Source organism: Nonomuraea sp. NPDC049421, assembly GCF_040677005.1.
GTDB classification, from domain to species: Bacteria; Actinomycetota; Actinomycetes; order Streptosporangiales; family Streptosporangiaceae; genus Nonomuraea; species Nonomuraea salmonea.
Genome location: NZ_JBFAQA010000021.1, coordinates 60,041 through 85,101 on the forward strand (window position 1 = coordinate 60,041; position 25,061 = coordinate 85,101).

23 protein-coding genes are annotated in these 25,061 nt (G+C 72.7%); 14 read left to right on the forward strand and 9 right to left on the reverse strand.

From position 1 onward, the window contains the following. Window positions 1-96: 96 nt before the first annotated feature. Genes AB0K18_RS31235 through AB0K18_RS31245 form a run of 3 tightly spaced genes read right to left on the reverse strand, consistent with a single transcriptional unit; the run spans window position 97 to window position 4,477 of the window. The gene (locus tag AB0K18_RS31235; RefSeq protein ID WP_364921351.1) at window positions 97-2,595 is read right to left on the reverse strand and encodes a DUF3516 domain-containing protein; all 2,499 of its coding nucleotides are present in this window, start codon (window positions 2,593-2,595) and stop codon (window positions 97-99) included. 54 nt (window positions 2,596-2,649) lie between these two features. After that, window positions 2,650-3,153 (reverse strand): N-acetyltransferase family protein, encoded by a 504-nt coding sequence (locus tag AB0K18_RS31240; RefSeq protein WP_364921354.1) that lies wholly within the window; start codon window positions 3,151-3,153, stop codon window positions 2,650-2,652. 46 nt (window positions 3,154-3,199) lie between these two features. Further along, the gene (locus AB0K18_RS31245; protein ID WP_364921357.1) at window positions 3,200-4,477 is read right to left on the reverse strand and encodes an acyltransferase; all 1,278 of its coding nucleotides are present in this window, start codon (window positions 4,475-4,477) and stop codon (window positions 3,200-3,202) included. A 186-nt stretch (window positions 4,478-4,663) separates the two neighbouring features. Here AB0K18_RS31245 and AB0K18_RS31250 point away from each other — a divergent pair, with 186 nt between their 5' ends. Together AB0K18_RS31250 and AB0K18_RS31255 are read left to right on the forward strand one after the other, a co-directional pair. Further along, entirely contained in the window at window positions 4,664-5,911 is a 1,248-nt protein-coding gene (locus AB0K18_RS31250; protein ID WP_364921360.1) for a sensor domain-containing protein, read from the forward strand. Beyond that, window positions 5,902-6,549: a response regulator transcription factor gene (locus AB0K18_RS31255; protein WP_364921363.1), complete on the forward strand. Its 648-nt coding sequence runs from the start codon at window positions 5,902-5,904 to the stop codon at window positions 6,547-6,549. The genes AB0K18_RS31250 and AB0K18_RS31255 overlap by 10 nt, the downstream gene beginning before the upstream one ends. Before the next feature lie 264 nt (window positions 6,550-6,813). Here AB0K18_RS31255 and mihF read toward each other — a convergent pair whose 3' ends face one another. Then, entirely contained in the window at window positions 6,814-7,119 is a 306-nt protein-coding gene (gene mihF / locus AB0K18_RS31260) for an integration host factor, actinobacterial type (RefSeq protein ID WP_132340195.1), read from the reverse strand. Between the two features lie 592 nt (window positions 7,120-7,711). Further along, window positions 7,712-8,965: an ROK family protein gene (locus tag AB0K18_RS31265; RefSeq protein ID WP_364921365.1), complete on the reverse strand. Its 1,254-nt coding sequence runs from the start codon at window positions 8,963-8,965 to the stop codon at window positions 7,712-7,714. A 23-nt stretch (window positions 8,966-8,988) separates the two neighbouring features. Here AB0K18_RS31265 and AB0K18_RS31270 point away from each other — a divergent pair, with 23 nt between their 5' ends. The 10 genes from AB0K18_RS31270 (at window position 8,989) to rbsK (ending at window position 19,822) form a co-directional block, all read left to right on the forward strand. After that, complete coding sequence (locus AB0K18_RS31270; RefSeq protein WP_364921369.1) at window positions 8,989-10,272, forward strand: MFS transporter; 1,284 nt, start codon at window positions 8,989-8,991, stop codon at window positions 10,270-10,272. A gap of 182 nt (window positions 10,273-10,454) precedes the next feature. After that, window positions 10,455-11,495 (forward strand): LacI family DNA-binding transcriptional regulator, encoded by a 1,041-nt coding sequence (locus AB0K18_RS31275; protein WP_364921372.1) that lies wholly within the window; start codon window positions 10,455-10,457, stop codon window positions 11,493-11,495. After that, window positions 11,492-12,406, forward strand: a complete 915-nt coding sequence (locus AB0K18_RS31280) for a sugar ABC transporter permease (RefSeq protein ID WP_364921375.1) — start codon at window positions 11,492-11,494, stop codon at window positions 12,404-12,406. The genes AB0K18_RS31275 and AB0K18_RS31280 overlap by 4 nt, the downstream gene beginning before the upstream one ends. Continuing rightward, complete coding sequence (locus AB0K18_RS31285; RefSeq protein ID WP_364556082.1) at window positions 12,403-13,221, forward strand: carbohydrate ABC transporter permease; 819 nt, start codon at window positions 12,403-12,405, stop codon at window positions 13,219-13,221. Before AB0K18_RS31280 ends, AB0K18_RS31285 begins: the two co-directional genes overlap by 4 nt. Window positions 13,222-13,230: 9 nt before the next feature. After that, entirely contained in the window at window positions 13,231-14,529 is a 1,299-nt protein-coding gene (locus AB0K18_RS31290; RefSeq protein WP_364921378.1) for a sugar ABC transporter substrate-binding protein, read from the forward strand. Next, a complete protein-coding gene (locus tag AB0K18_RS31295; RefSeq protein ID WP_364921381.1) occupies window positions 14,526-15,476 on the forward strand; it encodes an ADP-ribosylglycohydrolase family protein in 951 nt (316 codons plus the stop codon). Before AB0K18_RS31290 ends, AB0K18_RS31295 begins: the two co-directional genes overlap by 4 nt. Window positions 15,477-15,481: 5 nt before the next feature. Beyond that, window positions 15,482-16,480, forward strand: coding sequence for an ADP-ribosylglycohydrolase family protein (locus AB0K18_RS31300; protein WP_364921384.1), 999 nt, complete (start codon window positions 15,482-15,484; stop codon window positions 16,478-16,480). Beyond that, entirely contained in the window at window positions 16,477-17,613 is a 1,137-nt protein-coding gene (locus AB0K18_RS31305) for an ADP-ribosylglycohydrolase family protein (RefSeq protein ID WP_364921387.1), read from the forward strand. Before AB0K18_RS31300 ends, AB0K18_RS31305 begins: the two co-directional genes overlap by 4 nt. After that, window positions 17,610-18,941, forward strand: a complete 1,332-nt coding sequence (locus tag AB0K18_RS31310) for an ADP-ribosylglycohydrolase family protein (RefSeq protein WP_364921390.1) — start codon at window positions 17,610-17,612, stop codon at window positions 18,939-18,941. Before AB0K18_RS31305 ends, AB0K18_RS31310 begins: the two co-directional genes overlap by 4 nt. Further along, entirely contained in the window at window positions 18,938-19,822 is an 885-nt protein-coding gene (gene rbsK, locus AB0K18_RS31315; RefSeq protein WP_364921394.1) for a ribokinase, read from the forward strand. The genes AB0K18_RS31310 and rbsK overlap by 4 nt, the downstream gene beginning before the upstream one ends. A 112-nt stretch (window positions 19,823-19,934) precedes the next feature. On the opposite strand, the gene AB0K18_RS31320 is transcribed toward rbsK, so the two are convergent. Then, window positions 19,935-20,429, reverse strand: a complete 495-nt coding sequence (locus tag AB0K18_RS31320) for an NUDIX domain-containing protein (RefSeq protein ID WP_364921397.1) — start codon at window positions 20,427-20,429, stop codon at window positions 19,935-19,937. 42 nt (window positions 20,430-20,471) lie between these two features. Between AB0K18_RS31320 and AB0K18_RS31325 the strand changes: the two genes are divergently transcribed. Continuing rightward, window positions 20,472-20,681: a hypothetical protein gene (locus tag AB0K18_RS31325; protein WP_364921400.1), complete on the forward strand. Its 210-nt coding sequence runs from the start codon at window positions 20,472-20,474 to the stop codon at window positions 20,679-20,681. 119 nt (window positions 20,682-20,800) lie between these two features. On the opposite strand, the gene AB0K18_RS31330 is transcribed toward AB0K18_RS31325, so the two are convergent. Further along, on the reverse strand, window positions 20,801-21,217 hold the full coding sequence (locus tag AB0K18_RS31330; RefSeq protein ID WP_364921403.1) for a DNA-binding protein: 417 nt from the start codon (window positions 21,215-21,217) through the stop codon (window positions 20,801-20,803). A gap of 286 nt (window positions 21,218-21,503) precedes the next feature. Continuing rightward, a complete protein-coding gene (locus tag AB0K18_RS31335; RefSeq protein ID WP_364921406.1) occupies window positions 21,504-22,208 on the reverse strand; it encodes an FCD domain-containing protein in 705 nt (234 codons plus the stop codon). A 175-nt stretch (window positions 22,209-22,383) separates the two neighbouring features. Between AB0K18_RS31335 and leuA the strand changes: the two genes are divergently transcribed. Beyond that, window positions 22,384-24,099 (forward strand): 2-isopropylmalate synthase, encoded by a 1,716-nt coding sequence (gene leuA, locus AB0K18_RS31340; RefSeq protein WP_364921409.1) that lies wholly within the window; start codon window positions 22,384-22,386, stop codon window positions 24,097-24,099. A gap of 85 nt (window positions 24,100-24,184) precedes the next feature. On the opposite strand, the gene pyrF is transcribed toward leuA, so the two are convergent. Next, window positions 24,185-25,009, reverse strand: coding sequence for an orotidine-5'-phosphate decarboxylase (gene pyrF, locus AB0K18_RS31345; RefSeq protein ID WP_364921412.1), 825 nt, complete (start codon window positions 25,007-25,009; stop codon window positions 24,185-24,187). Between the last annotated feature and the right edge of the window lie 52 nt (window positions 25,010-25,061).

Below are 25,061 nucleotides of genomic sequence, written 5' to 3' on the forward strand. Positions count from 1 at the left end.
GACCTTTTCCGGCCGACACTGAAAGTGACAGGCCGGTGCCGGGACGCCCTTGCCAGTCCGTTCCGGCACACGGCTTGTTCTTGTCTCCCGGCCCTTCTACAGCCGGTTGAGCCCCTGGACGTGCAGGACCGCGCGGCCCTCCTCATCGGATGCGGCCAGATCGACCTGGGCGTCGATGCCCCAGTCGCCGTCGCCGGCCGGGTCCTTGATCGTCTGGCGCACCTTCCACAGCCCGCTCTCCTCCTCGATGCGCAGCAGCGCGGGACCGCGGGCGTCGGCGTCGGTGTGGATCTCCTCGTGCTCGTCGTAGTACGCGTCGAGCGCCGCACCCCAGTCGACGTCGGGAGCCAGCTCCTCCAGCTCCTCCTCCTTCTCCAGCGCGCACAGCTCGACCAGCCGGAACATCGCGTTGCGCACCAGCACCCTGAAGGCCCGCGGGTTGCCGGTGACCGGCCGCACCTTGGCCTCGAGCTGCTGCTGCTCCTCCAGCGCCGCCGCCGGGTTGGTCAGCTTCTCCCACTCGTCGATCAGCGAGGAGTCGACCTGGCGCACCAGCTCGCCCAGCCACTCGATGAGGTCGACCAGGTCGTCGGTCTTGAGGTGCTCGGGCACCGTACGCGACAACGTGCGGTAGGCGTCGGCGAGGTAGCGCAGCACCGTGCCCTCGGAGCGGGCCAGCTCGTAGAACTGGATGTACTCGGCGAACGTCATCGCCCGCTCGTACATGTCGCGCACCACCGACTTCGGGCTGACCGTGTAGTCGGCCACCCACGGGTGCCCGCGCCGGTAGGTCTCGTAGGCGCCGAGCAGCAGGTCGTCGAGCGGCATCGGGTACATGACCTCGGCCAGCTGCTCCATGCGCTCTTCGTACTCGATGCCGTCGGCCTTCATCTGCGCGACGGCCTCGCCCCTGGCCTTCTTCAGCTGGGCCGACAGGATCTGCCGCGGGTCGTCGAGGATGGACTCGACGATGGAGACCATGTCGAGCGCGTACGACGGCGACTCGCGGTCGAGCAGCTCGAACGCCGCCAGCGCGAACGTGGACAGCGCCTGGTTGAGCGCGAAGTCCTCCTGCAGCTCGATCGTCAGCCGAGCCCTGCGGCCCTGCTCGTCGGGCTCGGGGAACTGCTGCACGATGCCGCCCGCCAGCAGCGACCGGTAGATCGCGATGGCCTGGCTGATGTGCCGCCGCTGCCACTTGCGGTCTTCGTGGTTGTCGGTCAGCAGGTGCTTCATCGCCTGGAAGCAGTCGCCCGGCCGGTTGATGACCGCGAGCAGCATCGCGTTGCTCACCTTGAAGCGCGAGGTGAGCGGCTCGGGCTCGGCCTCCTGGAGCTTGACGAACGTCTCCTCGCTCCAGCCCACGAAGCCCTCCGGCGGCTTCTTGCGGGCGTAGCCGCGCCGCCGCTTGGGATCGTCGCCGATCTTGGCCAGCGCCTTGGCGTTCTCGATGTCGTGCTCGGGGGCCTGGCAGGCGACGTAGCCGATGGTGTCGAAGCCCGCGCGCCCGGCCCGGCCGGCGATCTGGTGGAACTCGCGGGCCCGCAGCCGGCGCACCTTGTTGCCGTCATACTTGGACAGGGCGGTGAACAGCACCGTGCGGATCGGCACGTTGACGCCGACGCCCAGCGTGTCGGTGCCGCAGATGACCTTGAGCAGCCCGGCCTGGGCCAGCCGCTCGACGAGGCGCCGGTATTTCGGCAGCATGCCGGCGTGGTGGACGCCGATGCCGTGGCGCACCAGCCGCGACAGCGCCCGGCCGAAGCGGGTGGTGAAGCGGAAGCCGCCGATCATCGCGGCGATCGCGTCCTTCTCCTCGCGGGTCGCCATGTTGATCGACATCAGCGCCTGGGCCCGCTCCATCGCCGCGGCCTGCGTGAAGTGCACGACGTAGACGGGCGCCTGGCCGGTGCTGAGCATCTCTTCGAGCGTCTCGTGCAGCGGCGTCATGCGGTAGGAGTAGACCAGCGGGACCGGCCGCTCGGCGTGCTTGACCACCGCGGTCTCCCGCCCGGTGCGGCGGGTCAGGTCGTCCTTGAACATCGTGACGTCGCCGAGCGTCGCCGACATCAGCACGAACTGCACGTCGGGCAGCTCGAGCAGCGGCACCTGCCAGGCCCAGCCGCGGTCGGGCTCGGCGTAGAAGTGGAACTCGTCCATCACGACCTGGCCGATGTCGGCCGCGGCGCCGTCGCGCAGCGCCACGTTGGCGAGGATCTCGGCCGTGCAGCAGATGATCGGCGCGCCCGGGTTGACGCTGGCGTCGCCGGTCATCATGCCGACGTTCTCGGTGCCGAAGACGGCGCACAGGTCGAAGAACTTCTCCGACACCAGGGCCTTGATCGGCGCGGTGTAGAACGTGCGCATGTCGCGCGTCAGCGCCGTGAAGTGGGCGCCCGCCGCCACCAGCGACTTGCCCGACCCCGTCGGCGTGGCCAGGATCAGGTTGTTGCCGGAGACCACCTCGATGAGGGCCTCTTCCTGGGCGGGATAGAGGGTGAGCCCCCGCTCGGCGTTCCACGCGACGAACGCGTCGAAGATGGCGTCGGGATCGGCGTCGAGGTCTTCGGGCAGGCGGTCAACGAGTAGGCTCACACCCCTATCCTGCCGAAGTTTGCCGGGTGGTCGGACCGCCCGGGCCCAAGTGGGTCAGATGGCGCGCAGATCCAGCTGGAAGAGCGCGGTGTCGATCCAGCGGCCCAGCTTGAATCCCACCCCGCTCAGCCGGCCCGCCGCACGGAAGCCGAACTTCTCGTGCAGCCGCGCCGACGCCGGGTCGCCCGCGTCCGCGATCACCGCGACGAGCTGCCTGGCGTGCGTCTCGCGGGCCCGCCCGATCAGCTCGCCCAGCAGCCGCCCGCCCAGGCCCTTGCCGGTGTGCTCGGGGGCCAGGTAGATGCTGTCCTCCAAGGTGTGGCGGTAGGCGGGCTTCGGGCGGTATTGGGCGAGGTAGGCGTACCCGGCGACCTCGCCGTCCACCTCGGCCACCAGGAACGGCAGCCCCGCCGCCGTGACGGCCGCGGCCTTGGCCCGCCAGTCGGTGAGATCAGGGGGCGTCTCGTCGAACGTCACCGCGGTCCCCGTCACGTAGTGGGCGTAGATGCCGGCGACGGCCGGCAGGTCCTTGTCCTCAAGAGGGCGAATCGTCGTCATGCCGTCATTGTCGTGATCGGCGGATGACATCCGTGTTTCCCGCTCGTCACGCGCGCAGCCTGGGCGCCGTCATCAGCAGGCCGGCGAGCAGCGCCAGCACCGCCAGGAACGGCCCCGCGCCGGGCGCGAACCCGCCCACCGTCAGCGTCAGCACCCCGGCGCCCACCAGGCCCGACGCCACCAGCATGCCGCCCTGCCCGGCCGTGCCGTACGGCAGCGCGGGCGGCGCCTCGAACCGGGCGAACCCCTTCAGCAGCGGCCACATGACCAGGCACAGCAGCCCGAACCAGACCGGCCACCCGGCGAACCACAACACGCTGCCGGGCCGCGGCGTGTCCACGCCCAGCAGCACCACGACCACCCCGGTCACCGCGAACAGGGCCGGCATGTGCCACAGGTACACCGTCATGACGCGCGGCCCGGCCCAGTCCAGCAGGCGGGCCAGCGGCAGCCGCATCAGGGCGGGACGCAGCAGCACGGCCAGCCCGATCTGGCCGAAGCCGACCGCCAGCATGGCGAGCGTGGGCGGCGCCATGTTCGACACCTCCGCGCCGGGCAGGCCGATCATGCTGCCCGGGTACGGCCCGTACGCCACCAGCAGCGCCGCCGCCCCGAACCCGCCCGCCGCCAGCAGGCCCGCCCCGCGCAGCCGGCCCTCGGCGTAGAAGAAGCCGAGCTGGTGCACGGCCAGCCAGACGAACACCACGTTCACGTACCCGACGGCGTCGAGCCCGGTCGAGAACCGCGCCACGTCCGTCACCACCGCACCGAGCGCCAGCACGACCGGCACGCGCCACCCGTGGCGTTCGTGCAGCCGCAGCGCGTACGGGGTGGCGACCACCGCCAGCAGATACACCGCGAGGAACCACAACAACTGCCCGGTCAGCCTCGCTCCCACCTCCAGCGGCTGCGCCGGCACGCCCAAGCTGAGCAGCAGTTGCGGCAGCGGGATCCACACCGCCGCCAGCGGCAGCAGCGGCCAGGCCAGCCGCCGCAGCCGCACCGCCTGCCACGCCGGCGCCGCGGTCCCGGCCCGCCGCGCGCGGGTGAAGCCGATCGCGTTCGCCGCGCCGCCCGCGAAGAACACCAGCGGCATCACCTGGCTCAGCCACGTCACCACCCACACGCCCGGCGTGGACAGCGCGTTGCCGGTCGTCAGCCGGCCGTCCTCGTAGTCGAGCACCGGGATCGTCCAGTGCTGGAGGACGACCAGCGCCATGCCGGCCACCCGCAACAGGTCGATGAAGTGATCACGGCGCGCGATCGGAGGCGGCGCGGGCGGCGCGGGTGCCGCGACGGCCGGGCGGTCCAGCAAGACGGTCATGGGGGAGCCTCATCTCAAGGGGAAGCGAACGCACTCAAGGCTCCCGCCGCACGGCTGCGCGCACATTGACGCGGGCAGCAGTCCTCAGGTCGGCGTGCCACCACCCCATGGGGTAGGGCCAGCCCTACCAAGGGACACCGGCGCACCCGCTCGTCCGGGCCCGCCCCACGACCTACCGTGGTCACCATGCGCTCCCTGACGAGGCGTGTCCTCCTCGACACCCGTTACACACTGGTCGGCTTCCCGACGACCCTGATCGGCTTCGCGCTCATGCTGCCGGGCTTCGCCGCCGGCTTGGGCTCGATGGTCATCTGGGTCGGGGTGCCGCTGCTGGCCGGCACGCTGCTGATCGCGCGCGGGTTCGCGGACGCGGAGCGGGGCTGGCTGTCGGATGTGCTGCGCAGGCCGCCCGTACGGCCCCGCTACAAGCCCGCACCGCCGGGCGCGGGCCGCTTCCGCCGCCTCGTCAACCCCATGACGAGCGGGCAGTCCTGGCTCGACCTGCTGCACGGCATCATCAACCTGCCGTTCGCGATCCTCGCGTTCGTGCTGACCGTCGTGTTCTGGGCGGTGCCGATCGCCGGCCTCACCTGGCCGATCTACGGCATCGTCACCTCGCGCATCCCCGGCAACGTCGAGCTGCCCGAGCTGCTCGGCCTGGGCGACGGCTACGTCGTCAACGCGATCTTCTACTTCCTCGTCGGCCTGCTCTTCCTGCTGCTGATGCCGCTCGTCATCCGCGGCGCCGCGCTCCTGCGCGCCGGGCTCGGGCGGGCGCTGCTGACCGGCGTGGCCGAGCTGCACGAGCGCATCGACGACCTGGCGCAGGGCCGGGCCGCCGCCGTCTCCGCCGAGGCCAACGCGCTGCGCAAGCTGGAGCGCGACATCCACGACGGGCCGCAGCAGCGGCTGGTCTCGCTCGCCATGGAGCTGTCCAGGGCGCAGCGGCAGCTCGCCAAGGACCCCGAGGCGGCCCAGGCCACGCTGAAGTCGGCCATCAGCGCGACCCGCGAGACCCTCGACGAGCTGCGCGCGCTCTCGCGCGGCATCGCCCCGCCCATCCTGTCCGACCGCGGCCTCGCGCCCGCGCTGGCCGCGCTGGCCGGCCGGTGCACGGTCCCGGTCGACCTCGACGTGCAGACCGTGGAGCGCTACCAGGCCGCCGTCGAGAACGCCATCTACTTCGTCTGCGCCGAGACCCTCACGAACGTGGCCAAGCACAGCCGCGCGACCGTCTGCACCGTGCAGCTCGTCCGCCTCGGTGACGTCCTCATGCTGACGATCGGGGATGATGGGGTCGGCGGCGCACACGTCGCCAAGGGACATGGGCTCGCCGGGCTGGCCGACCGGCTGCGCGCCGTGGACGGCGATCTGACCGTCCAGTCGCCCGACGGCGGGCCCACGGTGATCGTGGCGGAGGTTCCGTGCGGGTAGTCGTGGCCGATGACGCGGTGCTGATCAGGGAGGGCCTGGTCAGGCTGCTCGAAGAGTTCGGTTGCGAGGTGGTGGCGACCGTCGGCGACGGCGACGCCCTCGTGGAGGCGGTGGCGCAGCACAAGCCCGACGTGTCGGTGGTCGACGTGCGCATGCCGCCGTCGTTCACCGATGAGGGGCTGCGGGCCGCCGTCGAGGCCCGCCGCCGGGTGCCCGGCACGCCGGTGCTGATCCTGTCGCAGTACGTCGAGGTCTCCTACGCCGACGACCTGCTGGCCGACGCCAGGGGCGCGGTGGGTTACCTGCTGAAGGACCGCGTGGTGGACGTCGACGAGTTCCTGGAGGGCCTGCGGCGGGTGGCCGCGGGCGGCACGGTCTTCGATCCCCAGGTGGTGTCCCAGTTGATGGTGCGCAGGCGCAAGGACGATCCGCTGGCCCAGCTCACGCCGCGCGAGCGCGAGGTGCTCGGGCTCATGGCCGAGGGCCGCTCCAACCCGGCCATCGGACGGCAGCTCGTGATCAGCGACGGCGCCGTGGAGAAGCACATCAGGAGCATCTTCAACAAGCTCGGCCTCTACGCCGAGGACACCGACCAGCACCGCCGCGTCCTCGCCGTCCTGACCTACCTACGCTCCTGACCGGCGTGCGCTCCTGGCGGGCCCGCCGTCATGGAGCCGCCCGCGTTCTGCCGAGTGGCGGTGGTGACCGGCCTGCGGGCCTGGGGGATCGTGCTGTGGGGGTGTGACCCCTCTGGGCGGGCCGGGGGTGGGGGTTCCGTGGGACGCCCGCCGGTCGAGCGGGGCGGCTCCGCTCGCCGGGCCCTGCCTGGCTGTGAATGGCCGGGCTGTGAGGGGTCGCCGGCCGGTCCGCGCGGCGCTGCGCGCGGACCTGGCCGCCCGGCCTCAGCCGAGCGCGTCGACCAGCTTCTTGCGCTGCTGGGCGCCCAGGCCGCCGAGGCGGCGCTTCTCGTCGACGCCCGCCTCCTCCATCAGCGCGGTGGCCTTGGCCGGACCCACGCCCTTGACGGCGCGCAGCGCCTGCGACACCTTGATCTTCTTCGCGATGTCGTCCTCGCGCTCCAGCAGCTGAGCGAACGTCAGCTCGCCCGCCTTGACCTTCGCCAGCAGGGCCGTGCGGGCGGCACGGGCCTCGGCGGCCTTGGCCAGAGCGGCTTGACGCTGCTCGGGGGTGAGAGTGGGAAGTGCCATCTCAGTTCTCTCCTCGGGGAGTTTTACGTCGGGTTCTGTTACCCGTGGTGCAGTGGCTAATCATGGCGGATACCAGCGGTTCGTGTTGCGGAAAGCGCCCTGTCAACGTGCCTCCCGTATCGATGCGGCGGCCTCCGCACACGTCACGCCCGGCAGGACGGTGCCCCCGCTGACCCCTATGCCGCCGACCACGCGTTCTGTCACACCGTAGCCCGAAAAGAGCGGCATGCCGCTTTCTACGGGACGAATCCGGCACCCGCCGGGCCCGCCTGCCCGCCTCCGTGTGGGGCACTCCCACCGGCCGTCGTGGACGCCCGCCGACGCCTTGGGCGCGTCACCCGCCGGCGTCGGCCCGGCGATCTCGTCACCTGTCATGAGCTGGGCGGACGCCGCGCCGTCCACCGTCTGGCCAAGATCGCCGAGCGTCGTCGAACCCCAGCTCGACGGCCGCCTCGCCCGTGCGGGGCGGGGGTCCAGGACGTACCGGCGCATGCCCTGCGGACGGGACGGGTGCGGCGGCTACGGACGGCTCCGTCCCGGCTTCCGGCTCTCTGGCCTGGCAAGATCGCCTACGGGGCCCTCGGGTGAGGCGTTATAGCGGCCTATCCCCGTCCGGGGTGGAATGCGTCACACTTTGCCGGTCGGGCGTGTCGCGGGCCTGGTCAGGGTGGTTTTTGCGCCACAGTTCAAGGCCCTCGACGGTCAGGAACGCGTCGAACACCGACTCCATCGCCCCCAGCAGCGCGCCCCGCCAGCCGAGCGCCGACCCCTCGATGCGCGGCGGCCGCTCCCGGCGGATCGCCATCAGGTACGGCTCACCGGCCGCCAGGAGCGCCGCCCCCGCCCGCTCGAACAGCTCGGGGCCGTGGCCCGACAGGGTGACCACCTCGGGGTCGTGCGCGTTCACCAGGGCGGCGATGCCCAGGCCCAGCACGCGCGCGGTCGCCTCGACCGCCGCCGCGTCGCCGGCGAGCACGTGCTCGGCCTGCTCGCGTCCCCGGCCGCCGCCGTGGGCCAGGCCGGCGTGCCGCAGCAGGGCGTTCGCGCCCACGTCGGCGCCCCAGCAGCCGCGGGCGCCGCACGCGCACGGCCGCCGGCTCTCCGTCAGCGGCATGTGGCCGAACTCGGCGCCGACCCCGCCCGCCCCGGCGACCGGCCGCCCGTCCACCATCAGGACGCCGCCCAGGTCGAAGTCCACATGCAGGTGCAGCCCCACCCGCACGTCCCGCAGCCGCCCCCGCCGCGCCTCCGCCACCGCCGCGAACGCGGTGTCGTTCCCCACCACCGGCGTCCCGGCCGGTGGGCCCGCCTCGTCCCGGCCGCCGGCCGCCAGCAGGGCGGGGACGTCGACCCCGTGCCAGTCCAGGTGGGCGATGTCCACGAGGCCGCCGTGGCGTACCGGGCCGGCCAGAGCCACGCCCGTGCCGACGACCCGGTGGCCGAGGCGGTCGCGGTGGGCGGCCAGGGCCTCGCCCAGCGGGCGGAGCGCGCCTTCCGGGGTGCCGTCGTGCGGGCGTACCTCAAGGACCGTGACCCGGCCGCCCAGCTCGCACTCCGCCAGCTCCCACGCGTCCTCGCGCACGTCCACGGCCAGCGCGACCGGCCCGTACGGATGCGGCCCGGGCACCTGCGTCGGCCGCCCGCGTACGTGCTCACGCGCCGGCTCCTCGTGCAGCAGCTCGTCCTCGGCCAGCCCCGCCACGAGGACCGAGGCCGTGCCCCTGGCCAGCCGCAGGTCGCGGGTGAGCTGGGACCGGGTGCGGGTGGCCCCGCAGTCGTGCACGGCGCGCAGCAGCCTGACCCGGTTGTGCGCGCGCAGCTCGCCACTCGTCGTAGCACCATTCACGTTTAACAGTTTATGCTCTAGTCGTGAACAAAAGCGCCATTGTCGCCAGACGGGCTCGTGTCGGAGTTTTCGGATTCTTCTTCCTCGCCGGTCTTGTCATGGGGTTGTGGGCGGCCGGGCTGCCCTCGCTCAACGACCGGCTCGACCTCGGGCCCGCCCTGCTCGGCCGGGTCCTGCTGCTGATCTCCGCCGGTGCGCTGGCGTCGATGCTGCTCGCCGGGCGGCTGGTGGACCGGTGGGGGAGCCGGCGGTTGTGCTGGATCGCCGGGCCGCTGTCCGGGGTGGCCCTGCTCGGGCCCGCGCTGGCGCCGTCGGCCTGGGTGCTGATGGTGCTGGCGGTGGTGTTCGGGATGGGGCTCGGCGTGATGGAGATCGCCATGAACGCCCACTCCGTGGAGGTCGAGCGCTGCTACGGCCGGCCCGTCATCTCCGCCTTCCACGGCACCTGGAGCCTGGGCGGCGCGGCCGGCGGCGGGATCACCTCGCTGGTGCTCCAGGCCGGGCTGGACGCGCAGGGGCTGCTGGTGGTGGCGGCGATCGTGGTGCCCTTCCTGTACCTGCCCGCCGCCCGCCTCCTCCTCCCCGACGCCTACACGAGCCCCGCCCCACAGAAAGAGGCCGATGGCGTGGACGAGGGGAGGCCCGCTGAAGCTGCTGCCGGCGGCTCAGGTGGTGGGTCGCTCAAGTGGGGGCTCATCGCGCTGCTCGGGGTGGCGGCGTTCGCCGGGCATCTGAGCGAGGGCGCGGCCATCGACTGGGCGGCGCTGCACGCCAGGATGGTGCTGGAGACCGATCCCGCGCTGGCGCCGCTGGCGTACACGATCTTCTCGATCGCCATGACCACCGTCCGGCTGCTCGGCGACCCGATCAGGGCCCGGCTGGGCTCGGTGCTGACGATCAGGCTCGCGGGCGTGCTCGCCACCGCCGGGTACGTCCTGGTGCTGGTCTCGCCGCTGCTGGGCGACCCGATGCGGGTGGTGTGCGCGTGGACCGGGTGGGCGCTGGCCGGGGTGGGGCTGGCGACGGTGGTGCCGGTGCTGTTCAGCGCGGTGGGCGCGGCCGGCGGCCGGGTCGGCAGGGCGCTGGCCATGGTGACCGCCTTCGGCTACACCGGCCTGCTGCTGGGCCCGGCGGTGCTGGGCTTCGTGGCGGAGGCGGCGTCCCTGCCGGTGGCGCTCATCATCCCGGCCGTGCTGGCTGTCGTGGTCACGGCGGCCGGCTCCCCGGCCATCCGCGCCCTGCTCGCCCTCCCCGCCGCCGCCTCGTCCCCGGAGACGAGCCCGGCCCCCGCTTCCGTGCGCGACTGAGAAGTCCGAAGGCCGCCCCGCCGCTGTCCGGTTGGGCGGCCGGTTTGCGTTCACATGCTTTGACCTGGTGTTATGCGATCGTGACTTGACCTGCAAGTTACATCCAGGTTTCATGTGGCCCACGCCGTAAACGTTTACAGCCGATCATTCGTAAACGTTTACATCACGAGGGAAGGACAGCCTTGGGCGACGGACCCACGATCACCACCATCGCCGAGCGCGCCGGTGTCTCGATCGCCTCCGTGTCGCGGGTCCTGAACGGCCTGCCGACCAGGCAGGAGACCGTGCGCAAGGTGATGGCGGCCGCCGACGAGCTGGGCTACGTGCGCAACGCCGTGGCGAGGTCGCTCAAGTCGCGCCGCACCCACCAGATCGCGTTCGCCATGGCCGACGTCGGCAACCCGGCCTACCTGGCGATGCTGCGGGAGATCCAGCCGGTGCTGAAGGCGGCCGGCTACCGGCTCGTGCTGCACTCCACCGACGCCGTGGTGGCCGACGAGATCGACGTGCTGCACAGCCTCGGCGAGCGGTACGTCGACGGCCTCATCATGAGCCCCCTGCGCGTCACCGACACCCACCTGCAGATGCTGGCCACGGCCAGGGCCCCCGTCGTGATCATCGGCTCGGTGCCCGACGGGACGCGGGTGGACAACGTACGCGCCGACTCCCGCACGGGCGTCCGGCTGGCCGTCGACCACCTCTACGCGCTCGGCCGCCGCCGCATCGCCATGGTCAACGGCCCGCTCGACACGGTGCCCGGCGCCGCGCGCGGGGCCGCGTACCGGGAGGCGCTGACGGACCTCGGGCTGCCCTACGACGAGAACCTCGTGCAGATCGGCGACTTCTACCGCGAGGAGGGCCGGCGGGCGGTCGCCGGGCTGCTCGCCCGCGCCCCCGAGATCGACGCGCTGATGTGCGCCAACGACCTGATCGCGCTCGGCGCGCTCGACGTGCTGCGCGCGAAGGGCCGGCGGGTGCCCGAGGACGTGGCGGTGGTCGGCATGGACGACACCGACCTGGCGGCGGCCTCGTGGCCGTCGCTGACCAGCGTCTCGCTCGGCTCGGCCGAGCGCGGCAAGGCGGCGGCGGAGCTGCTGCTGGAGCGGCTGCAGGGCGACGACGGCGACCCCAAGCGGGTCACCGTGGCGCCCAGGCTGGCGATCCGCGCCTCCACGGCCGGCCCCGACTACGAGCGAACCCAGAGGAAGGAGGGCGGCGCGTGACGGCGACCGTGACGCGATCCGCGCCCCCGCGGCGGCCGGGAGCCCGGCGCCGCGCGGCGTCGCGGCAGCGGCGCGAGATGTGGCTGCTGATGCTGCCGGCGATGGTGCCGGTGGTGCTGTTCAGCGTGGGCCCGCTGCTGTACGGCATCGGCCTGGCGTTCACCGACGCCCGCAACACCCGCAACCACCAGACCGAGTTCGTGGGCCTGGAGAACTTCACCCGGCTGATGACCGACGACGAGTTCTGGGCGTCGTTCCAGATCGGCGCGATCTGGTCGGTGTCGGTGACGGTGCTGCAGTTCGTGGCCGCGCTCGGCCTGGCGCTGCTGCTCAACGAGAAGCTCAGGGGCCGCGGCGTGGCCAGGGTGCTGTCGGTGGTGCCGTGGGCGATGCCGCCGGTGGTGGTCGGCCTGATGTGGAAGCTCGTCTACCACCCCGACGCCGGCGTGCTCAACGACCTGCTCGGCACCGACGTCAACTGGCTGGCCGACTTCTCACTGGCGCTGCCCGCGATCATCGTGGTCGGCGTCTGGGCGGGCATGCCGCAGACGACGGTCGTGCTGCTCGCGGGCCTGCAGAACGTCCCGAAGGAGCTGTACGAGGCCGGCGCGATGGACGGCGCGGGCACCTGGCGGCGCTTCTGGAACATCACGCTGCCGCAGCTGCGCCCGGTGATCGTGGCGATCACCTCGCTCGACTTCGTGTGGAACATCAACCAGTTCGGCCTGGTCTACGTGCTTACGCAGGGCGGACCCGGTGGCCGCACCCGGCTGCCGATGTTGTTCGCCTACGAGGAGGCGTTCAGGTACCGCATGGCCGGTTACGCCTCGATGCTCGGCCTCGCCATGGCCATCGTCGTGCTCGCGGTGCTCGGTCTCTACCTGTGGCGCCAGATGAGGGAGGCCAGGTGAAGCGCGTCTCACAGTACGTCGCCCTGCTCGCGTACGTCGTCTTCCTGGCGTTCCCGCTGCTGTGGCTGCTGTCCACGGCGCTGAAGACGCCGCAGGAGATGGCGCTGACCGAGCCGACGTGGATCCCGCGCGAGCCGACGCTGGCCAACTTCGGCGCCGCGTTCGGCGAGCAGGACCTGGTCGGCGCGTCGCTGCGCAGCCTGGTTGTGGCGTTGTTCGCCAGCGTGATCACGGTGCTGATCTCGCTGCCCGCCTCCTACGCGATGGCCCGCTACCGGGGCCTGGTCAACAAGATCGCGATCGGGTGGGTGCTGGTCAGCCAGGTGTTCCCGTTCATCCTGATCATCATCCCGCTCTTCATGATCCTGCGTGACCTGGAGCTGGTGAACACGCTGCCCGGTCTGGTGCTGGTGCACGTCACGTTCACGCTGCCGTTCGCGCTGTGGATGCTGCAGGGGTACGTGCGCGCGGTGCCGCCCGAGCTGGAGGAGGCCGCGGCGGTGGACGGCGCCTCCCGGCTGCGCTCGATCGCGTCCGTGGTGGCCCCGCTGCTCGCGCCCGGCGTGGTGGCGACGCTGCTGTTCTCCTTCATCTCGTCCTGGAACGAGTTCATGTTCGCGCTCGTCATCCTCCAGGACCCCGACGTCATGACACTCCCGCTGACGCTGGTGCGCTTCACCGGCCCGGAGGGGGTGGCCAGGCTCGGCCCGCTGGCCGCGGCGTCGCTCATGGCGACGATCCCGAGCCTGATCTTCTTTTCGATCATCCAGCGGCGTTTGAAGTCCGGCCTGATGGCCGGCGCCGTCAAGGGCTAGGAGGCTCATATGCGTATCACGTCCGCTCTGGCGGTGGCGGCGGTCCTCACGCTGGCCGCCGCGTGCGGCGGGGGAGGCGGCGAGTCGCCGGCTCCCGGCGAGCCGGTCAAGATCGATTTCCTCAGCCTGGCGTGGCAGAAGGAGTCGGTGGCCGCGAACAAGCAGCTCGTGGACGAGTGGAACAAGGCCAACCCGGACATCCAGGTGACCTACGTCCAGGGCAGCTGGGACAACGTCAACGACCAGCTCGTCACCCAGTTCTCCGGCGGCACGGCCCCCGACGTCATCCACAACGACTCGCCCGCGCTGTCCGGGTTCGCCTCCGACGGCTACCTGCTGGACCTGAAGGACAAGCTGCCCGCCGAGCTGAAGAGCGACATCCCGCAGCCGGCCTGGGACACCGTCACCTTCGACGACGGCCAGGGCGGCCAGGGCGTGTACGGCGTGCCGTTCCTGCAGGAGTCGCAGGTCATCATCGCCAACAAGAAGCTGCTCGACGCCTCCGGCGTCCGCGTGCCCACCCCGGACGACCCGTGGACGTGGGACGAGTTCTCCGCGGCGGCCAAGAAGATGACCAAGGGCGGCAAGTACGGCGTGGCCTGGCCGATGAAGTCGCCGGTCAACAAGACGCTCAACCTGGCGCTCAACTTCGGCGGCACGTTCTTCCAGACCACCGACGGCAAGACCACCGTCAAGGTCGGCCCCGAGGAGCGCGAGGTGCTCCAGCGCATCCACGACCAGCTCTACAAGGACAAGTCGGCCGACCCGGCCGCGCTCGGCCAGGGCACCGCCGACCCGCTGCCCGCCTTCTACCAGGGCAAGTTCGCGATGCTGCCGACCGGCGTCTACCTGCGCCAGCAGGTGGCCGAGCAGGCTCCCGACGACTTCGAGTGGGTCACGCTGCCCGCGCCCAAGGGCACCAGCGCCTCGCAGGGCGCGGTCTCGCAGACGCTGTCGATCGCGCAGGACAGCAAGCACCCGGACGAGGCGATGAAGTTCATCGCGTTCTTCCTGAACGGCGCCAACCAGGCCAAGCTCGCCAAGGGCGACTGGCTGCTGCCGACCTCGCAGCAGGCCGCCGCCGACCCCGCCATCACCACCAAGGAGAACGGCTGGGACGTGGCGACCGCCTCCGCCAAGGACCTGGTCGTCGCGCCGTTCCTGAAGGTGAACGGGTTCGACGAGTGGAAGACCAAGGTCGCCACGCCGGTGCTGCAGGAGTACTTCGCCGACAAGATCTCCCTCGACGACGCGGCCAAGCGGCTGGTCGAGGACGGTAACAAGGTGCTGGAGCGGTACTACCGGTGATCTCACCACGCGACAGGGCCCGGGGGTGCCTGCTCGGCCTGGCGGCCGGCGACGCCCTCGGTGCCCCTGCCGAGAACCTGACCCCGGAGGAGATCCGCCGCCGGTGGGGCCGGCTCACCGAGATCGAGGGCGGCGGCACCGACGACACCGAGTACGCCATCTTCGCCGCCTCCCTGCTGGTCCGCCACGGTCACGCGCTCACCGCGGCCGACGTGGCGGCCGCCTACCGGGCCGAGGTCATCCCCAGCGTGCAGGGGCCGATGCGCGGCGCCGGGTTCTCCGAGCTGGGGACCGTCGAAGCGCTTCGCCGCGGGCTCGAACCGCCGCTGACCGGGCTGGTGCACTCGCACGGCTGGTCCGACGGGCTCGCGATGCGGGCGGCGCCGTACGGGATCTTCTGCCCGGGTGACCCGGCCGAGGCGGCCCGGCTGGTGGAGCAGGACGGGCTGGTCAGCGGGTCCGATGAGGGCATTCTGGGCGGCCGGGCGGTCGCCGGCGGGGTGGCCGCCGCCATGGGCGGCGCCTCTCCAGGCGAGGTCGTCGACGCGGCGCTCTCGGTCGTCCCTGCCGACTCGTGGACCGCGCGGAACGTCACACGAGCCAGGGACGCACTCAAGACCGGCGATCCCGCCGCGCTGCACGAGGCCGTCGTCGTCAGGCACTACCCGTGGACCGACGTCGCGCCCGAGGCCGTGGCGCTGGCGATGGCCGCGTTCCTCGCCGGGAAGGGCGAGGTCGAGGCGGCCGTGACGTACGGCGTGGGCCTCGGCAGGGACGCCGACACGATCGGCGCCATCGCCGGCGCGCTGGCCGGAGCCTCCCAGGGCGAGAGCGGCGTGCCGGCGCGCTGGGCCGCGCGGATCGGGCCCGTGACGGGCAAATGCCTGCCCGTCGTGGCGGGAAGACACGTGCTGGACGTCGCCGACGAGCTGGCGGAAGGACTGTAGATCACATGTCGGGGGACAGAATCAGGGGAGCCTTCGCCGGGCTCGCCGCCGGTGACGCCGCGGGCTGGCCCGCGACCCGGCACCGCTCGGCCCGGCACGCGCCCTGGAGCCGCCGCCTGCACCGCGAGCTCGACGCGTTCGCCGAGGAGCACCGGGTGACCACGCTGCCGGTGCCGTTCGCGCTGAACCAGCCGGTCGCGCCGCTGCGGCTCGGCCCGTCGGACGACGCGGAATGGCTCGCCTGGACGGCGCTCACGATCGGCAGGCCGCGCGAGGAGGCGTACGGGGAGCTGGTGCCCGTACGCCCGGGCACCGGGCCGGAGAGCATCAGGGCCCGCATCTCCGTCGCGACCGCGCTGGACAACCTGGCCAAGGGGGTCGCGCCGCCCGCGTCGGGCCACGACAACCCCCACCACTTCGACGACGCCGCCGCCGTCAGGGCGGTCGCGTACGGGGCCGTCGGCCGCGACCCGACCCCCGACGCGCAGGTGACGAACGCGGGCGACGGAGTGCTGGCCGCCCGCGCGATGGCCGCCGCCGTGACCGCGGCCGTCGCGTCGGGACGGGTGGGCGCGGCGGTCGAGGCGGCGCTGGCCGAGCTGCCCGAGGACACCGCGATCGGGCACAACACCCGGCTCGCGCTGGCCGTCGCGCGGAAGGCGGGCGACGCGTTCGCAGCCGTCCCCGCGCTGGACGCGGCCCTGGTCGACCACGTCTACAGCTACGGCGTCGGCGCCGCGCAGACCGTGCCGGCCGCGCTCGCGCTGGCCGAGGCGGCGGGCGGCGACCTCACCCGCGCCGTGCCGGCGGCGGCCTGCCTGGCCGCGCTGGCCGACTCGGCGCCCGCGCTCACCGGAGCGCTCACCGGAGCCTGCGGCGGGTACGAGGCGGTCCCGGAGGGGTGGACCGCCTCGTCCCGCACGCTCACCGGCTGCTGCCTGCCCGACCTGGCGGGCCGAGACTTGATCGAAATAGCGGACACACTTTCGGAGGGAATCGCATGACGCCGCTTGAGGACAGGGCGACTGGCTGCGTGGCGGGGGCGGCGGTCGGTGACGCGCTGGGCGGCGCCACCGAGGGCTGGACCGCCGAACAGATCGTGGAACGTTACGGGGGCCGCGTCGAGGGCATCGTGCCGCCGTACAACGACGACTGGCGCAACGCCAGGCCCATCGCCCCGTACCACAAGGGGGACGGCCACATCACCGACGACACCCTGATGACGCACGCGCTGATCCGCGTCTACGAGAAGGCCGGACGCCACCTGGACGCCTACGCGGTGGCCGAGCACCTCGTGCCCGAGCTGATGGGCGAGAAGCGGTGGATCCCCGAGCTGGAGGCCGAGGCGCTGCCACTGCAGCGCATCTTCCTGGCCGAGAAGTGGATCGTGGCCCGCCTGCACTACGGCCACGCCGACCCGCGCGAGGCCGGCGTCGGCAACATCGTCAACTGCGGCGCCGCCATGTACGTCGCCCCCGTCGGCATCGTCAACGCCGCCGACCCCGACGCCGCCTACGCCGAGGCGCTCGACCTGGCCGGCGCCCACCAGTCCAGCTACGGCCGCGAGGCCGCGGGCGTGATGGCCGCCGCCGTCGCCGAGGCCATGCGGCCGGGCGCCACCGCGGACTCCGTGGTCGGCGCCTGCCTGCGCCTGGCCAAGGACGGCACCAGGGCCGCCATCGAGGCCGTCTGCGAGACCGCGTCCGGGCTCGGCCACTGGGAGGGCTCGTTCGAGGCGCTGCGCGCGGCCGTCCGCCCGTACGACACGGTCGCCGACACCTACCGCGACCAGGGGCTGGGCGCGCGCAGGCCGAGTAGGGTGCACAGCATCGAGGAACTGCCGCTGGCCCTCGCCTTCCTGGTGATCGCCAAGGGCGACTACCGCGACACCGTGCTCGGCGGCGTCAACTACGGCCGCGACGCCGACTCGATCGCCTCCATGGGCGGCGCCATCGCGGGCGCGCTCGGCGGGCTGTCCAGTGTGCCGGCCGAGTGGGTCGAGCAGGTCGGCACGGCCAGCCGTACGGACCTGGTGGCCCCGGGACGGGCCATCGCCGGGGTCGCGCGCCGCCTGCACGCCGCCGACGTCGCCCGCCGCCGCGCCCACGAGGTGGCCTTCGCCGAGCTCGACGCATGATCCGCCTCACCTGGGTCCAGCCCGAGGACCTGATCGGGCACGAGCTGCGCCAGGCCGCCGAGGACGGCCGCGACGCCCGCGAGATCGCCGCCCGCTGGCACGCCGCCGGCGGCCACGACGCGCCGCCGCGCGCCGGCGCGTCCGAGCCTGCCGCGGCCCGGCTGCGCGGCCTCGCCGAGGAACTGCTGGACGAGCTGGCCGCGCTCCCTGTGCCGCCCGGCGAGCCGTCCGACCTGGACGGCATCATCGCCGCCTGTCCCGACTGGCCCGCGCCCCGACAGGGGAGCGCAGACGTGGACCCCGGCCGGGTGCTGGGCGCCTGGCTCGGCCGGGCCGCCGGATGCGTGCTCGGCAAGCCCGTCGAGAAGATCCCGCGCGAGGGCATCAGGGAGATCGCCGAGTCGACCGGCAACTGGCCGATCACCGGCTGGTTCACCGCCACGGGCCTGCCGGACGACGTCGCCCGCCGCTGGCCGTGGAACCGCCGCAGCGCCGTCAACTCCCTGGCCGAGAACATCGACGGCGTCCCCGAGGACGACGACCTCAACTACCCGCTGCTCGCCCTGTCCGTGCTGGAGCGCCACGGGCGCGGCTTCACCACCGACGACGTCGCCAAGCTCTGGCTGGACGAGCTGCCCGCCGGGCGTACGTTCACCGCCGAGCGGGTCGCGTACCGCAACCTCCTCGACGGCGTCGAGCCGCCCGCCACCGCCACCCGGCGCAACCCGTTCAGGGAGTGGATCGGCGCGCTCATCAGGGCCGACGTGTACGGCTGGGTCAACCCCGGCGACCCGGCCACCGCCGCCGAGTACGCCTGGCGCGACGCCCGCCTCACCCACACCGCCAACGGCGTCTACGGGGCCATGTTCACGGCCGCGATGTGCGCCGCCTCGCTGGTCGCCACGTCGGCCGACGAGGTCGTCCAGGCCGGGCTGTCCGTGGTGCCCGCCGGGTCGCGGCTGCACGAGGCCGTCACCCTCGCCGTCGCCGACGCCCGGAGCGAGCCCGACTTCGAGCGGGTCATCGACCGCCTGCACGAACGCCACGGGCACCTGCACTGGGTGCACACCGTCAACAACGCCGCCCTCGTCGCCGCCACCCTCGTGCACGGCCGCGGCGACTTCACCGCCACCGTCGCGGGCGCGGTCGCCGGCGGCTGGGACACCGACTCCGCGGGAGCCACCGCGGGATCCGTGGCAGGCGCGCTGGGCGGCGGCGTGCCCGAGCGCTGGCGCATGCGCGACAGCCTGGCCAGCAGCCTGACCGGGTTCGACGGGGTGGGTCTTGCCGAGCTGGCCGCGCGTACACAGGAGATGATGACGTCATGATCTCGGTTTTCGGCAGCGCCAACATGGACCTCGTCGCGTACGTCTCCCAGGCCCCCCGGCGTGGTGAGACCGTCACCGGCCACCGCTTCCGCACCGTGCCCGGCGGCAAGGGCGCCAACCAGGCGATCGCCGCGGCCCGGGCGGGCGGTGAGGTGGCGTTCCTGGGGGCCGTGGGCGACGACGGGTTCGGCGCCGAGATGCGGGTCACGCTCGCCGACGCGGGAGTCGACGTACGCGGGCTGCGCCAGGTGCCGGGGCCCAGCGGCATCGCGCACATCGTGGTGGACGACTCGGGCGGCAACTCGATCATCGTCGTCCCCGGCGCCAACGGCACGATCACCGGGCCGTCCGGCTCCGACATGGCCGCCATCGCGAGCTCCCGGGCGCTGCTGCTCCAGCTGGAGCTGCCCATGGAGGCCGTCGTCGGGGCCGCGCAGGCCGCCCGGGTGTCCGCCGTCCACGTCTACCTCACCCCGGCGCCCGCCCAGCCGCTGCCGGCCGAGCTGCTCGAGGCCGTCACCACGATCGTCCCGAACGAGCACGAGGCGGCCGCCATCACCGGCGTCTCCACTCCCGACGGGGCCCTCGACGCGCTGCTCGAACTCGTGCCCGAGGCCGTCATCACGCTCGGCTCGGAAGGCGCGCTCTACGGGGCGCGTTCGGGGGAGCGGCACCGGGTTCCCGCCGTCAAGGTGAACGCCGTGGACACGACCGCGGCCGGCGACACGTTCGTCGGCGCGCTCGCCGTCGCCCGGTCCGAGGGGATGGCGGTGCCGCGGGCGCTGGAGTTCGCCTCGGCGGCGGCCGCCCTGTCGGTCCAGCGAGAGGGCGCAAGCACCTCAATGCCGTCCCGCCGCGACATAGAAGACACCCTCACCTGAACTCCCGCCGCATTCGCCCGTGCCGACCCCGGGGTTTGCCTGCACCGCCCCGGGGCTTGCCCGTGCCGACCCCGGGGTTTGCCTGCACCGCCCCGGGTGGCGGCCGAGCGGGTCACCAGCCGAGCTTGACCGGTTCCGCCGGTCTGTCGCCGGCGAGCAGGGCGGGCAGGATGCCGGCCAGGCCGGGCGGGAAGACCGGCTCCTGGGAGGCGGCCAGGTCGTCGGCGCGCCACCACCGGTGTCCCCTCGCCAGCTCCTCCACCTCGTAGTCCTCCAGGGCGCCCGGCTCGAGCGTCGCGGCCTGGACCCGGGCGAAGAAGTAGGTGTGGACGCTGTAGTAGTGGCGTCCCAGGTGCGACCAGGGTCCCTCGTTGGTCGCCACCGGTGCGCCCAGGGTCCGCGGGTCCAGCACGTGGCCGGTCTCCTCCCACGCCTCCCGTACGGCGGCGTCGGCCGCGCTCTCACCCGGCTCGATGCCGCCACCGGGCAGGTGCCAGGAGAGCACGTGCGGCCAGGGATCCGGCGGGACCAACCGGAGCATCAGCACCCGGTCGCCGGGCTCGGCCAGGATGACGCGGGCGGTGGGACGCTGCGTGCGTAAGGGCATGACCGGAAGGTAGCAAACCGGGCATCAGGGCAGGTGGGGGACATGAGAAAGCTATCCGATGAGCTGCCGGAAGCGGTCGGCGGTGTGGACGGAGAGAGCGACGTGGTGGCCGAACGCTCCGGCTGCAGCACTCCGCGCACCCGCCGCCCGGTGTCCGCCGACCCACCTGACGAGCAGGACGAGCCAGAACCCGAAGAACTGGTCGACGAGGAAGAGGACATCATCCGCCCCGACGTCGGCCCCACCGGCTGACCGGCCCCTAAGGGGGCCACCGTCTCCTCTGCCCAGGGGGCGGCGGTCCTCCAGCCTCCTCTGCACAAATCGCTCGCCTCCCGCAAGAGTTCGGGGAACCCCGCACACCACGCACAGTCTCAGACAGGGACCACCTGCACTGCTTTCCCGCACAGTTTGCTCATGTCGTCCGCGTCAGACGCCAGAATGACGGCAGGGCGCACCGAGCGCAGTGCGGTGGCCGCGACCACAGCGTCGATGGCGTACTTGCGACCCTGCAGGCGGGCATCCCGAAGAAGCTCAATCGGTCGCGACGCGATGTCCTCGGTCACCGGTTCGATCTTCAGGCGGGACAGATACCACCTGAGACGATCGCTCTTGACGCGGATGTCCTGCGCCTCAACCGGCGTCACGGCGCTGACCACGACCCGGAAGTTGCTGTCCTGCGCCTCCCGTACGAACGCTGTCACCCGCTGATCGGCCTCGCGCCACCGCACGAGCGCTTCGCAGCCGAGAACGACGGTTCCCGCGCTCAGCCTGCTTCGTGCGCGCGCCATCCGTCCTCCTCCTCCTCCTCCTGGAGTTCGGGCACCGACTTGACGCGGCTATTCGGAGTAGCGAAAACCGGGCTTCTCCCTATGCCTACGCGTCACCAGACGTCACCCCGACGGGACAGGCGACCCCGTACCACCGTTGCCGCAGTAGCCGCCTGACCAGGCACCTAGCGTACTCAGCAAGCGCCTCACGGACCGCCCTGTCGATCAGTACGGTACTGCTGGTGGCTGCGGTCGGTGGATGAGGTCGCTGGTCGCCCTCCACCTCAGGGCGGCGGTGGTGACTGGGTCAGCTGCGGCTGGCGGGGTGGGTGTGGAGGTAGGTCAGGGTTTGGTGCAGTTCGGTGTGCAGGGTTTCGGCGGCGGTGTCGGCGTCGCCGTCCCTGATCGCGGCCACCAGCGCCGCGTGCGTGTCGTGGCCGATGTTGGGGTCGTGTTCGCGTAGCGACAGCAGCTCCACCAGGGAGATCAGGCCCTCCCTGAGAACGGGTGCGAACTCGTCGAACAGGTCGGTGAGCACGGGGTTGCCGGCCGCTGCCACGACCGCAGCGTGCAGGGCGATGTCGGCGGCGACGAAGGCGGCGTCGTCGCCATCCGCCGCACGGGCGCGGGCGGCCAGCGCGCCCTCCAGGGCGGCCACGTCCTCCTCGGTACGCCGCTCCGCCGCCAGCCGCGCCGCCTGGGTCTCGACGATGACGCGGACCTCGTACACGTCGGTGATGGAGGCCCGCCGCAGCCGGGCGGGCCAGTCCTCGGCCGGCTCGGTGGCGATCACGTAGACACCGGACCCCTGCCGCGCCTGCACCAGCCCGGCGCCGGCGAGCGCCCGCAACGCCTCGCGCACCGTCGAGCGCCCCACGCCGAGCGTCCTGGCCAGCGCGTTCTCCCCGGGCAGCCGGGTGCCGACCGGCCACTCTCCCTGGGTGATCTGCTCGCGCAGATGCTCGGTGGCCTGCTCGACGAGCGGGCTGGGGCGAAGGGAGCCGAGCGGCATGGCGTCAACCTCTCAGGTTGTCTGAGGACCCGTGATGTGGTTAGTCTAGTCCGCATGTCGTCGTACGGTCTGCTGCTTCTCGGCCGCCGCGGCGGGGCCTGACCGGACCGGCACCCCGCCGCGGTGGTCAGGGTGCCCGCCGGTCCCCCGAAGAGCGACCGAAGGACAAAGAGAGATGTACGACTGGAACCGGCAGCGCCCGAGTGCGATGCCGTACCACCGCTACCGCCCCGCCCACGACCGCGTCGAGGTGCCGGCGGCGGACCGCGCCTGGCCCGCGCGGCGCATCACCGAGGCGCCCCTGTGGGTCCCGGTGGACCTGCGCGACGGCAACCAGGCCCTGGCCGAGCCGATGGACCCGGCGCGCAAGCGCCGCATGTTCGACCTGCTCACCACGATGGGCTACAAGGAGATCGAGGTCGGCTACCCCTCGGCCAGCCAGACCGACTTCGACTTCGTCCGCCACCTGGCCACCCCGGAGGTCGTGCCGGACGACGTGAGCGTGGTGGTGTTCACGGCGGCGAGGCGCGACCTGATCGAGCGGACGTTCGCCGCGATCGAGGGCATGTCCCGTGTGGTCGTGCACCTCTACACGGCCACCGCCCCGACCTGGCGCGAGGTCGTGCTCGGCCATGACAGGGCGGGGCTGCACGCCCTGATCAGGGACGCCGCCGAGCACGTCGCCCGCCTGGCGGGCGAGCGCGACATCCGCTTCCAGTTCTCGCCGGAGGTGTTCAACCTCACCGAGCCGGACTACGTGCTGGAGGTCTGCAACGGCCTGACGGCCCTGTGGGACGCCTCGCCCGACCGCCCGGTGATCCACAACCTGCCGGCGACGGTCGAGGTGGCGACGCCCAACGTGTACGCCGACCAGATCGAGTACATGCACCGCCACCTCGACCGCAGGGATGCGGTGATCCTGTCGGTGCACCCGCACAACGACCGCGGCACCGGCGTGGCCTGCGCCGAGCTGGCCGTGCTGGCGGGGGCGCAGCGGGTGGAGGGCTGCCTGTTCGGCAACGGCGAGCGCACCGGCAACGTGGACCTGGTGACGCTGGCCCTCAACCTGCACTCCCAGGGCGTCGACCCGATGGTGGACCTGTCGGACATCGACGAGGTGCGCCGGGTGGTCGAGCACTGCAACAGGCTGCCGGTGCCCGACCGCCACCCCTACGTGGGCGACCTCGTCTACACCGCCTTCTCCGGCACCCACCAGGACGCCATCAACAAGGGCCTGGCCCACCACGCCAAGCGGGCCGCCGACCTGGGCCTGCCGCCCGAGCGGGCGCCGTGGGAGGTGCCGTACCTGCCGATCGACCCCGCCGACGTGGGCCGCGACTACCAGGCGGTCATCCGCGTCAACAGCCAGTCGGGCAAGGGCGGCGTCGCGTACCTGCTGCACACCCGCTACGGCCTGGAACTGCCGCGCCGCCTGCAGATCGACTTCTCATCGGTCGTGCAGCGGGCCACCGACGGCAGCGGCGAGGAGATCACCGCCGAGCAGCTGTGGGAGCTGTTCCACGCCACCTACGTCGCGCCGGGCGAGAGCGCCGCGCCGGTGGAGTGGAAGACGGTGGAGACGGCTCCCGGGGTGCACGTGTTCGAGGGGACGCTGCCCGGCGGGCGCCGCCTGCACGGCACCGGCAACGGCCCGCTGGCCGCGCTCACGGCGGCGCTCGCCGCCGGCGGCACGGAGGTGGACATCCTGCACTACGCCGAGCACGCGCTCGACCCCGGCAGGGGAGGCAGGGCCATCGCGTACGTCGAGGTGCGCGCGGGCGGCGTCACCCGCTGGGGTGCGGCCCAGGACACCTCGGTGCTGACGGCGTCGGTGCACGCCGTCATGGCCGCGGTCGCGCGGGCCCGCGAGGCGACAGCCGTTCAGGTCTAAGCGGCCCCGGGGGAGTCGCCGTTTAGGTCTGAGCGGCCCCGAGGGGTCGCCGTTCAGGTCTGAGCGGCCCCGAGGGAGTCGCCGTTCAAAGGTGAGCGGCGGTCTGAGGTGACAGGTGGGCGGCGCATTCGTCGCGGTAGCGCAGCACGCGGGCGCGCAGCCGCTTCGGGTCGGCGAGCACGGCACGGGAGACGGACGGCACGACGGCGTGGCGTACCGGCCCGAACAGCCGCGCCACGTCGGCCGGCGTCGCCCCCTGGACGCCCATCCCCGGCGCCAGAATGGGGCCGTTGAGGTCGTCGAGCGGCAGGTCGAGCCGCCGCAGCGTCGCCCCGATGACCAGGCCGACCGGCCCGAACGGCGAGTGCCCCGCGTTCGCCGCCACCGCGCCCGCCAGCACCTGCCCGGCCACCGGCCGCTGGAAGTCCGCCGACTCGGGGTTGGAGGTGCGCGTCACCACGAACACGGCCGCGTCGTTGGCCGCCGCCGACGTGATCGCGCCCTCCAGCGACCCGAACCCCTGATACGGGCTCAGCGTCACCGCGTCGGCCGCGAGCGGGCTGCCCCGGTCGAGGTAGGCCTCCGCGTAGGCGGTCATGGTGCTGCCGACGTCGCCGCGCTTGGCGTCGAGCAGCACCAGCGTGCCCGCCTCGCGCAGGTCGGCGATGGTGCGCTCCAGCACCGCGATGCCGCGGCTGCCCCAGCGCTCGAAGAAGGCCGACTGCGGCTTGACGACGGCGGCGACGTCGGCGACGGACTCGACGACCGTGCGGCTGAACCGCTCGATCCCGGCCGGCGCGTCGTCGAGCTCCCAGGCGTGCAGCAGCGCGGGGCTGGGATCGATGCCGACACAGAGCGGCCCGTACGCGTCGAGCCTGGCGCGAAGGCGGGTCCCGAACGACTCGTTCATCAGATACCTCCGTGGAAGCCCCCGCCTTCAGGCGGGGGAGGAATCGGACCCC

What these genes read in the sequence shown, in the direction of transcription:
- rbsK (WP_364921394.1), top strand. Translation starts at nt 18,938, where the DNA reads ATGATCTCGGTTTTCGGCAGCGCCAACATGGACCTCGTCGCGTACGTC.
- mihF (WP_132340195.1), bottom strand. Translation starts at nt 7,119, where the DNA reads ATGGCACTTCCCACTCTCACCCCCGAGCAGCGTCAAGCCGCTCTGGCC.
- AB0K18_RS31300 (WP_364921384.1), top strand. Translation starts at nt 15,482, where the DNA reads ATGTCGGGGGACAGAATCAGGGGAGCCTTCGCCGGGCTCGCCGCCGGT.
- AB0K18_RS31330 (WP_364921403.1), bottom strand. Translation starts at nt 21,217, where the DNA reads ATGGCGCGCGCACGAAGCAGGCTGAGCGCGGGAACCGTCGTTCTCGGC.
- pyrF (WP_364921412.1), bottom strand. Translation starts at nt 25,009, where the DNA reads ATGAACGAGTCGTTCGGGACCCGCCTTCGCGCCAGGCTCGACGCGTAC.
- AB0K18_RS31240 (WP_364921354.1), bottom strand. Translation starts at nt 3,153, where the DNA reads ATGACGACGATTCGCCCTCTTGAGGACAAGGACCTGCCGGCCGTCGCC.
- AB0K18_RS31290 (WP_364921378.1), top strand. Translation starts at nt 13,231, where the DNA reads ATGCGTATCACGTCCGCTCTGGCGGTGGCGGCGGTCCTCACGCTGGCC.
- AB0K18_RS31320 (WP_364921397.1), bottom strand. Translation starts at nt 20,429, where the DNA reads ATGCCCTTACGCACGCAGCGTCCCACCGCCCGCGTCATCCTGGCCGAG.
- leuA (WP_364921409.1), top strand. Translation starts at nt 22,384, where the DNA reads ATGTACGACTGGAACCGGCAGCGCCCGAGTGCGATGCCGTACCACCGC.
- AB0K18_RS31250 (WP_364921360.1), top strand. Translation starts at nt 4,664, where the DNA reads ATGCGCTCCCTGACGAGGCGTGTCCTCCTCGACACCCGTTACACACTG.
- AB0K18_RS31335 (WP_364921406.1), bottom strand. Translation starts at nt 22,208, where the DNA reads ATGCCGCTCGGCTCCCTTCGCCCCAGCCCGCTCGTCGAGCAGGCCACC.
- AB0K18_RS31305 (WP_364921387.1), top strand. Translation starts at nt 16,477, where the DNA reads ATGACGCCGCTTGAGGACAGGGCGACTGGCTGCGTGGCGGGGGCGGCG.
- AB0K18_RS31310 (WP_364921390.1), top strand. Translation starts at nt 17,610, where the DNA reads ATGATCCGCCTCACCTGGGTCCAGCCCGAGGACCTGATCGGGCACGAG.
- AB0K18_RS31325 (WP_364921400.1), top strand. Translation starts at nt 20,472, where the DNA reads ATGAGAAAGCTATCCGATGAGCTGCCGGAAGCGGTCGGCGGTGTGGAC.
- AB0K18_RS31245 (WP_364921357.1), bottom strand. Translation starts at nt 4,477, where the DNA reads ATGACCGTCTTGCTGGACCGCCCGGCCGTCGCGGCACCCGCGCCGCCC.